The following is an 8,991-nucleotide window of genomic DNA, read 5'->3' as shown; positions in this document are numbered from 1 at the left end:
CAACCATCACAGGCCCCACACCGCCACCGGCAAACGCCCACCCATCAGCCGCTTAACCAACCTCCCTGGGCAGTACACCTAGCCCCGGTCGCGCTCGTGGCTGTCGCGGGCGGTCTGCACCTCGGGCACCGAGGCCTCCAGCAGATCGGCGAGGCCACGCAGTTGCTCGGCGACCCGGGCGCCGAGGGGGGTCAGCGAGTATTCGACGCGCGGTGGGATCGCGGTGAGCACCTCGCGGGTGAGCATCCCGTCGCGTTCGAGGGTCTGCAGGGTCTGGGAGAGCATCCGCTCGCTGACCCCGTCGATGCGCCGACGCAGCGCGTTGAAGCGGTAGCGGCCCTCTCCGAGCGCCAAGAGGGCCAGCGAGGCCCACTTCGAGGTGACGTCCTCGAAGGCCGCGCGGGAGGTGCAACCCCGGGCGAAGACATCGCTGACGAATTCCTGGGTAGGCCCCGCCGGGTCCTGGGCCGGCATGTCGCTCACCTCACCAGCCTAACCCACGCCACCCGTCGGTTAGTGCTGTAGATTCGTAAGTGCCTGCTGATCTGTCACTACATCCGGAGGTTTCCATGCCCACCTATGCCGTCACCGGCGCCACCGGCCGGCTGGGCCGCCTGGTGATCGGGCAACTGCTCGACAACGGGGTGCCCGCCAGCGACATCGCCGCCATCGTCCGCAGCCCGGAGAAGGCCGCCGACCTGGCCACGCGCGGCGTCGAGATCCGCAAGGCCAACTACGACGACCCGTCGACGCTGCCCGGAGCCGTGGCCGGCGTACGCCGCCTGCTGCTCATCTCCGGCGACACTCCCGGTCAGCGCGTCGCGCAGCACACCGCGGTCATCGACGCCGCCAAGCTCGCCGGCGTCGAGCGTCTCGTCTACACGAGCATCCTGAAGGCCGACACCACCGGGAACCCGCTCGCCCCCGAGCACAAGGCCACCGAGGAGGTACTCGCAGCGTCCGGCCTGGCCTACACCGTGCTGCGCAACGGTTGGTACACCGAGAACTACACCGACCAGCTACCGCAGTACCTGGGGTCCGGCACGATCCTCGGCGCCACCGGCGGCAGCAAGATCTCCGCCGCGCCCCGGGCCGACTACGCGGGGGCGGCCGTGGCCGCGCTGACCCGGGATGAGGACGGCAACGCCGTCTACGAACTGGGCGGCACGGCGTTCACCTTCGACGAGCTTGCCGAAGCCGTCACCGAGGTGACCGGCACCACTGTCGTTCACCAGGACATGTCCGCCGCCGAGCTGGCCTCGGCCCTGGAGAACGTCGGCCTGGACGCGGGCACCGCCGGTTTCGTCGCCGCGCTCGACCAGTCCATCGCCGACGGCGAGCTGGCGACCGACAGCGACGACCTGAGCCGGCTGATCGGCCGACCGAGCACCCCACTGCGCGACGCCGTGCGGGCGGCGCGGGCCTGACCGGGGTCATCGCCGAAGCGGGCGGCGGTGGCAGGTCGCCGTCGCCCGCCACCGGGTGACCGTATTCTCGGCGTCATGGTGAGGCACATCGACAGCCGGCTCTCCCGGCACGCCGGGCAACGACGTCGGCATTCCGCGCCGTCCGATCTGGGCAGTCTGGCGTCGACCCGGTGAGCGGCGACGTCGTCATCCGCGCCGCCGTGGCGCAGGACGACCCCGAACTGGTCTTCGACGTGCTGTGGCAGCTAGCTCCGGACGACGCACGGCCGCACGCCGACCGGCTCGCCACCGCCTGGCGTGACCTGCACGCCCAAGCTGGCCGCCGCCTCCTGCTGGCAGTCGCCGGGGCCACCTTCGTGGGCACCCTGGACACCGTCGTCGTCCCCAACCTCACCCACGGGGCGCGACCGTACATGGTGGTGGAGAACGTGGTGGTCACGTCCGACTGGCGTCGTCGTGGAGTCGCCCGGGCCCTCATGCTGGCGGCGCTCGACGAGGCGACGGCGGCCGGCTGCTACAAGGTCCAACTGGTGTCGAACGCCGCGCGTACCGACGCCCACCGGTTCTACGCGTCCCTCGGGTTCGCGCAGTCCGCCCTCGGCTACCGCCGATACCTCACCACCACGACCTGACGCCGACCGCTGCCGCGTCCCGCCCGACTACTCCGCCTCGTCCTGCTCCTCGGTGAGCTCGGCCAGGACGTCGGCCGCGTCCCGGTTCCCGCCGTCGGCGAGCCGGCGAAGTTCACCGACGTCGGCCCGCTCCGCGGCCAACTCGACGAGCTGGTCAGCGGCGTCCTTGTCGCCCCGGTCGGCGAGACGCCGCAACTCGCCCATGTCCCCGAGTTCGGTGGCGAGTTCGACAAGCTGGGCCGCCGCGTCGGCGTTGCCGTCCTCGGCCAGCTGACGCAGTTCGGTGAGGTCACCCCGCTCCCCCGCGAGCTCGACGAGCTGGTCGACGGCGTCGCGGTCACCGTCAGTGGCCCGTCGGCGCAGGTCGGCAAGATCAGGGTCGGACATCGCGCACCTCTTCGCAGCTGGTCCCGCTCACCATCGAGAACCTAGACCAGCGGGCGTCGCGGTGGCGGACGAACGACGGACACCGCCCGTACGCCGATCCGCTCAGCCCGACTCGGTCGACTCCACGACCAGCAGGCCGGTGAGCAGACCGCGCAGGGTCCGCTCGACGAGGTCCGCCCGGGGCGGTGGTCCGACGGGCTGGCTGAACGCCGCGACGAGGTGCGGGTACGTCGTGAGGTCCACCCCGGCGAAGCTGAACGCCCCGGCCGCGGATTCGCGGTGGGCGAAGAGGCTCACCACGCCTGTCATCATCGCGATGGCCTCGAACTTGGCGGTGACCGGGCAGCGCACGGGCTCCAGGACCCTGATGCAGTTGTCGAACCAGGCCAGGCTCTCCGGGCCGGCGCCCGAGGGCCGATGGATCACGTCGGGCAACCACGGGTGGGCACCGAACAGCGCCAACTGCCGTCGCCCCAGCAGCACCATCGTTTCCAGCCAGTCGCCTTCCACCTGCGGGTACGGGCGCAGCTCCCCCACCGCCCGATCGGTCATCAGGTCCAACAGGTCGTCGCGGGACGACAGGTAGCGGTAGAGGGATCCGGCACCGGTGCCGAGCGAGGCGGCCACCGCGCGCATCGACACCGCAGCCAGCCCTTCGGCGTCGGCCAGGGCGAGGGCGGCCTCCACGATGACGTCCCGACTGTGTGCCGGGGCGGGGCCGCGACTGCCGCGTTCGGGTCTGCTCCAGATCGACTGCCGCTCGGGGCGGCCGTCGCCGGTACTCGCGGGTGCGTCGCTCACTGACCTACTGTAAACTGCGAACGTCGTTTGCAGTTGTTTGTCGGCGGGAGAAGGGTGGACCAGACATGGAGCAGGTCACAGCACGGGACGGCGCGACGATCGTGCTGCACTCAACCGGGACGGGGCCGGGGATCGTCGTGGTGCACGGCGGCGGCGTGACGATCGACGTCTACCGGCGGCTGGCCGCGGCACTCGCCGACCGGTTCAGCGTTCACCTCTACAACCGACGGGGACGGGCCGACGCGCCACCGAGGTCGATGCCCTACACCGCGGATCAGGAGGTCGACGACCTCGCCGCCGTGCTGGAGCACACCGGGTCCGGCAACGTCATCGGCCACAGCGGCGGCGGTTTCCTGGCGCTCGAAGCCGCGCTCCGACTGCCGATCGGCCGGCTCGCCCTCTACGACGCCGCCGTCTCGATCGACGGCAGCTTCCCGTCGGGCTGGCTCGCGCCGGCCCGGGCGGCGGCACAGGCCGGCGACACCGCCCGCAGCCTCGCCATCACGACCGCCGGGATCAACTCGCAGATGGCGGGGGCGAAACTCCCCCTCGGCATTCGGACCGCGATCATCCGTGCGTTCCTGCGTACGCCGATCGGCCGGACCATGGGCGAACTGCTGCCGACGACGCTGGACGAGGCGGCGCTGATCCTGGCGCACGACGGCCCGGCCACCCGGTGGGCCGGGGTGCGCGCCGAGGTGCTGCTGGCCTGCGGGGCCGACGGCCCGCCCTACTACGTGCACCAGAACGAGGCGCTGGCCCGCGCGCTGCCGCACGCCCGGACCCTGACCATCCCGCGCAGTGGTCACGACGCCATCAACCGGGCGCACCCGAGAACCGTCGAACCACTCGCCGCCTTCTTCGCCGCGCCCGTGACGACAGAGCGGATGCCCCGCTCCTGAGTGGTCGCGCGACCTCCACTGTCTTGATCTTGGCTAGGCTGGTGGGCATGCCCGCACACCATTCGCACCGTCACACGATCGAGCCGGCCGACTGGTGAGTGACGCACCCGTGCCCGCCCCCCGGGGTGGGCCGTCCACACCGGGCCCGCGCTCGGGATGGGCCGACCGGTGCGACCAGCTCGCCCGGTCCCGCCCCTTCGAGATCGCCATCGTCGTGGTCATCCTCGCCAACGGCATCGTTCTCGGCCTGGAAACGTACGACGACCTGAGCCCGGCGGGCACCGTGCTGCACGGGCTGGAGCTGTTCTTCCGAGCCGTCTTCGTCGTCGAGATCGCCATCCGGTTGGCGGCGTACGGCAGACGCCCGCAGGACTTCTTCCGGCACGGCTGGAACGTCTTCGACTTCGTGGTGATCGCGGCGATCTTCATTCCGGGCCTGCACGGCGACCCGGCGCTGCTACGGGTCGTCCGGGTCGTCCGCATGGTCCGCCTGGTGCGGTTCTCGCCAGGTCTGCGGACCATCGTCTCCGCGCTGTGGCGCAGCCTGCCGGGCGTGACCGGGTTCTTCGCCCTGGCCGTGGTGACGCTCTACGTCTACGGGATGGCTGGCTGGCTCATCTTCGGCAACAGGTATCCGGAGGAGTACGGCGACATCGGCCGGTCACTGCTGACGTTGTTCGTGCTGTTGTCTCTGGAGACGCTGCCTGACCTCATCGAGCAGGGCATGGCGATCTCACCGTGGACACTGCTCTACTACGTCAGCTACGTGGTCATCACCGTCAACCTGCTGCTCAACATCCTCATCGCGGTCATCGTGAACTCCATGGAGGAGGCCCGCCGGCTGGAGATGACCGAGCGACTGGCCCCCGGATACGACGAGGACGGCGACGGCGTACCGGACGAGGTGGACCGGATCGCGCTCACCCAACGACTGGACGATCTGCGGGCGGTCATCACCGAGTTGGAACGCGAGTTGCGCATCGACCGCGACGACGGGCACGGCCGATCCCACCGGGACAACGCCCGCGCCAGACGGTGATCCGACGCTCGCGCTGCGTTCTCGCGTTCGGATAGGGTCGGCGGACGTCCCATCGGCCCTCCTGAAGGAGTACCGGCATGACGGCCAGCGTCGACAATGCCCAGACCGCCACCGATTCCACGGACACGCTCGGCACGGTGATCGACGACGTGATCCGCCCGCAGGCGCCGATCGTCGACCGGGACGGGGCCTTCCCCCGTCCGGGTGTCGATGCTCTCGCCGCAGCCGGCCTCCTCGGCCTGGCCTCCTCGCCCGAGGTCGGCGGCGCCGGCCACGGCATGCGGGCGGTCGCCGAGGTGATCGAGCGGCTGGCCGCCGAGTGCGGATCCACCGCGATGGTGGTGCTCATGCACTACGCGGCGACCGCCGTCATCGAGGCGCACGGTCCACGAGACGTCCGCGCGGCCATCGCCGCCGGCGATCACCTCACCACGCTGGCGTTCTCCGAGTACGGCTCGCGCAGCCACTTCTGGTCGCCGACCGGCACCGCTACCGCGGCCGACGACGATGGCACGGTCCGCCTCGATGCCCGGAAGAGCTGGGTCACCGCGGCCGGCGAGGCCAACAGTTACGTCTGGTCGAGCCTTCCGCTGACCCCCGACGCCGGCCCGATGACGCTGTGGCTGGTGCCTTCCGACAGCGCCGGCCTCAGCGTGGCAGGCGACTTCGACGGGCTGGGCCTGCGGGGCAACGGCTCCCGCCCGATGACCGCCGACGGGTTGCGGGTTCCGTCAACGGCGAGGATGGCGGCCGACGGGGCCGGGCTCGACACCGCGCTCGGCGCGGTCCTGCCCTGGTTCCTGGTGCTCAACGCCGCCTTCTGTCTCGGTCTCGCCGACAGCGCGGTGGCCGAGGCCGGCCGACATCTCACCAGGACCACGCTCGCGCACACCGGGGCCGCCCTGCGCGACGCGCCCGTCACCCGACGCGACCTCGCCCGGCTGATGATCCGCACCGACGCGCTGCGGGCCTTCCTGGGTGACACGCTCACCGCCCTGGAGACCGGCCGCGACGACGCGATGCTGCGGGTGCTCCAGGTCAAGGCGCTCGCCGGCGAGACCGTCGCCGACGTGACCGACGGCGCGTTGCAGCTCTGCGGCGGCAGCGCATTCCGCAAGGAGTTGGGCCTCGAGCGCCGTTTCCGGGACGCCCGCGCGGCCCGGGTGATGGCACCGACCACCGACGCGCTGCACGATTTCGTCGGTCGGGTCGCCACCGGGCTGCCACTGCTCGACGAGGCCAACCGCTGATGCCCGCGCCAACCGTTCTGCTGGGCGCTGTCGCGTACGACCCGAAGGTGGTGACCATCTGGGAGGGCTTCCGCACCTGGCTGCGCGGGCGGGGCCTGGACTTCGACTTCGTCCTCTACTCGCACTATGAGCGACAGGTCGAGGATCTCATCGCCGGGCGGATCGACGCGGCCTGGAACTCTCCCCTGGCCTACCTGCGGGCCGAGCGGCTGGCGTCCGCCAACGGCACTGCCGTACGCGCGCTCACCATGCGCGACACCGACCAGGACCTCACCTCGGTCGTGGTGGTCCGCGCGGACTCGCCGGTGCGCCAACTCGCGGACCTCGCCGAACGCGTGGTCGCCGTCGGGGCGGTCGACAGTCCACAGGCGACGCTGATCCCGTTGCATCACCTCGCCGCGCGCGGGGTCACTGTCGACGTACGCCGCTTCGACGTGGGTGTCGGCCTGCACGGCGACCACATCGGCGGTGAGCGCGACGCGGCCCGCGCCCTGGTGGCCGGGGAGGTCGACGCCGCCTGCATGATCGACGCCAACCATCTGGCGTTCGTCCAGGAGGGCACGTTACCGCCCGAGGGCACCCGGATCGTGGCGCAGACGGCACGCTACGACCACTGCAACATGACGGTCCGCTCACCGGAGTCCGACGGGGTCCGGCTCTTCGGCACGCTCCTGCTCGGCATGTCGTACGCCGATCCGCAGGTGCGTCCGCTGCTGGACCTGGAGGGGTTGACGGCCTGGCGGGAGGGACGCATCACGGGGTACGACGTCCTCGCCGACGCCGTCGACACCAGCGGTTTCTACTCCCAAGACGGGCGGGTGACGGCCACGGACTACCGGCCGTGAGCGCGACACCTGTCGCCGCGCTCGACCTGGGTGCGCTGGGTTTCGGCCGGGGCGCACACGTGCTGGTGCAGCGCGCCCTGGCCGGGATGCCGCCGGGAGGCCGGTTGGCGGTCTCCGGTCGCGACCCGGCGCTGCGCGTACACCTGCCCGCCTGGTGTCGTGGCCGGGGCCACCGGGTCGAGTGGCCGGATCGGGGTGACCGGAGCGACCTGGTCGCCGTCGTCATCCGGGGGTCGGTGGACGACGACCGCTGGTTCGGCGCGGAGCGGGCCGGGCCGGCCCTGCCGTCGGCGCTCAGCAGCCGGCCACCCGCACGATGGGGGCTCGGTGCCCGTGGCGCGCTCCTTGAGGCCGGTGGTCCCGAAGCCCGGTTCGACCTGGATGACCGCGACCTGGTCTGGGCCGACATCGCCCCCCACCTGTACGCGCAGGCCGCCGCGCGACAGTGGGACCCGCAGACCGCGGTGCCGTGGGACGACCCGTTCGCGTTGCCGGCCGACGTCGAGGCCGCGGTGGTGCAGGTGATGACGTACCTGGTCGAGAACGAGCAGGCAGCGCTCGTCGTGCCGGCCCGGTTCCTGGGGCGCATCCACCCGCACTTCCGGGAGGTCGTGCAGCTTCTCGCCGTGCAGGTGGCCGACGAGGCCCGACACATGGAGGTCTTCAGCCGGCGGGCACTGCTACGGGGCACCGAGATGGGCACGTCGTCCGCCGGCGGTCGGCAGTCGCTGTTCACCCTCGTCGCGGAGTCGGACTTCGCGCTGGCGTCGTTCCTTCTCTCCGTGCTCGGCGAGGGCAGCTTCGTCGATCTGCTGTCCTTCCTGCACGAGTTCGCCCCGGACCCGGTGACACGCCGGATCTGTTGGCTCGCCATGCAGGACGAGCGCCGGCACGTGGTGTTCGGCATGGCCCACCTGGAGCATCAGGCGCAGTCGGATCCACTGCTGCGCGACCGGCTGCGGGCGGCCATCCACCGCCGTCACGACGCGCTCGTCGACACGGCGGGCCTCAACGCTGACGTCTTCGACGCGTTGGTGGTGCTCGCGGCGGGTGGGTGGCACCCGGACGACGTGTCCGCCGGCTTCGACCGGGTGCGGGCTCTGCAACACGCCATGGATCAGGGCCGTCAGCGCCGGCTGGTCCGCCTGGGTTTCCGGCCCGACGAGGCGGCCGCGCTGTCCGCCCTGCACACCCGCAACTTCATGTAGCCGATTCCCGCGCACGACGTGCGGTGCGCGGGGATCGGCGTACGGCAGGTCAGCGAGAACTGGTCACTGGCCGAGCAGGGTGCGGATCTGACGCGCGTAGCCGGCCACCGTGAAGTCCGGGCCGACGGAGTCCACAAGGACCAGGTCGTTGATGGTGTGATCGACGCGTAGCGCCAGGATCGCCTGGTACTCGGGCGAGTTGTACCAGGTCCTGGCGGTCTCCGCGTCGGGGAACTCGATCAGCACGACCGACCCGGGCCAACTGCCCTCAAGGACCTCCACCTGGGCATCGAGGACGAGCCACTGGGCGCCGTACGCCTCGGTGGTGGCCTGCACCTGCTCCAGGTACCGCAGGGACTCCTCGGTCGGCACTCCGCCCGGGATACGCAGGTGATTGATCAGGTACGTGCTCATGTCTCACTCCTCAATTCAGGTGCTGGCCCCGGCCGAAGGCGTACGACCGGTCGTCTTGGATTCGGTACACTCGCGCCGGATGGAAA

At 71.1% G+C, this 8,991-nt stretch carries 11 protein-coding genes; 7 read left to right on the top strand and 4 right to left on the bottom strand.

The window, feature by feature from the left end; genetic code table 11:
- Positions 1 to 78: 78 nt before the first annotated feature.
- Complete coding sequence (locus ACLQ3F_RS30595; protein ID WP_238659412.1) at positions 79 to 474, bottom strand: winged helix-turn-helix transcriptional regulator; 396 nt, start codon at positions 472 to 474, stop codon at positions 79 to 81.
- Positions 475 to 569: 95 nt separating this feature from the next.
- On the opposite strand from ACLQ3F_RS30595, the gene ACLQ3F_RS30590 reads away from it, so the two are divergent.
- Positions 570 to 1,427, top strand: coding sequence for an SDR family oxidoreductase (locus ACLQ3F_RS30590; protein WP_425853086.1), 858 nt, complete (start codon positions 570 to 572; stop codon positions 1,425 to 1,427).
- Positions 1,428 to 1,597: 170 nt separating this feature from the next.
- On the top strand, positions 1,598 to 2,059 hold the full coding sequence (locus ACLQ3F_RS30585; protein ID WP_425853084.1) for a GNAT family N-acetyltransferase: 462 nt from the start codon (positions 1,598 to 1,600) through the stop codon (positions 2,057 to 2,059).
- A 27-nt stretch (positions 2,060 to 2,086) separates the two neighbouring features.
- Here ACLQ3F_RS30585 and ACLQ3F_RS30580 read toward each other — a convergent pair whose 3' ends face one another.
- Together ACLQ3F_RS30580 and ACLQ3F_RS30575 are read right to left on the bottom strand one after the other, a co-directional pair.
- Positions 2,087 to 2,446 carry a hypothetical protein gene (locus tag ACLQ3F_RS30580; protein ID WP_357201381.1) on the bottom strand — a complete coding sequence of 120 codons (360 nt, stop codon included), beginning with the start codon at positions 2,444 to 2,446 and terminating at the stop codon, positions 2,087 to 2,089.
- 102 nt (positions 2,447 to 2,548) lie between these two features.
- Positions 2,549 to 3,247 (bottom strand): TetR/AcrR family transcriptional regulator, encoded by a 699-nt coding sequence (locus ACLQ3F_RS30575; RefSeq protein ID WP_425853082.1) that lies wholly within the window; start codon positions 3,245 to 3,247, stop codon positions 2,549 to 2,551.
- Positions 3,248 to 3,312: 65 nt separating this feature from the next.
- Here ACLQ3F_RS30575 and ACLQ3F_RS30570 point away from each other — a divergent pair, with 65 nt between their 5' ends.
- The 5 genes from ACLQ3F_RS30570 to ACLQ3F_RS30550 all read left to right on the top strand — a co-directional run bounded on the left by ACLQ3F_RS30570 (position 3,313) and on the right by ACLQ3F_RS30550 (position 8,491).
- The gene (locus tag ACLQ3F_RS30570) at positions 3,313 to 4,149 is read left to right on the top strand and encodes an alpha/beta fold hydrolase (protein WP_425853080.1); all 837 of its coding nucleotides are present in this window, start codon (positions 3,313 to 3,315) and stop codon (positions 4,147 to 4,149) included.
- A gap of 94 nt (positions 4,150 to 4,243) precedes the next feature.
- Positions 4,244 to 5,188, top strand: a complete 945-nt coding sequence (locus ACLQ3F_RS30565; protein WP_425853079.1) for an ion transporter — start codon at positions 4,244 to 4,246, stop codon at positions 5,186 to 5,188.
- Between the two features lie 77 nt (positions 5,189 to 5,265).
- A complete protein-coding gene (locus tag ACLQ3F_RS30560; protein ID WP_425853077.1) occupies positions 5,266 to 6,438 on the top strand; it encodes an acyl-CoA dehydrogenase family protein in 1,173 nt (390 codons plus the stop codon).
- Positions 6,438 to 7,283: a phosphate/phosphite/phosphonate ABC transporter substrate-binding protein gene (locus ACLQ3F_RS30555; protein ID WP_425853076.1), complete on the top strand. Its 846-nt coding sequence runs from the start codon at positions 6,438 to 6,440 to the stop codon at positions 7,281 to 7,283. The genes ACLQ3F_RS30560 and ACLQ3F_RS30555 overlap by 1 nt, the downstream gene beginning before the upstream one ends.
- Entirely contained in the window at positions 7,280 to 8,491 is a 1,212-nt protein-coding gene (locus tag ACLQ3F_RS30550) for a ferritin-like domain-containing protein (protein WP_425853074.1), read from the top strand. Before ACLQ3F_RS30555 ends, ACLQ3F_RS30550 begins: the two co-directional genes overlap by 4 nt.
- 63 nt (positions 8,492 to 8,554) lie before the next feature.
- Here the strand turns inward: ACLQ3F_RS30550 and ACLQ3F_RS30545 are convergent, their stop codons facing one another.
- Positions 8,555 to 8,905: a DUF1330 domain-containing protein gene (locus ACLQ3F_RS30545; protein WP_425853072.1), complete on the bottom strand. Its 351-nt coding sequence runs from the start codon at positions 8,903 to 8,905 to the stop codon at positions 8,555 to 8,557.
- Between the last annotated feature and the right edge of the window lie 86 nt (positions 8,906 to 8,991).

This window comes from Micromonospora sp. DT15 (assembly GCF_049841475.1).
Lineage (GTDB): Bacteria > Actinomycetota > Actinomycetes > Mycobacteriales > Micromonosporaceae > Micromonospora.
This window is presented reverse-complemented; position numbering and strand designations above follow the sequence as displayed.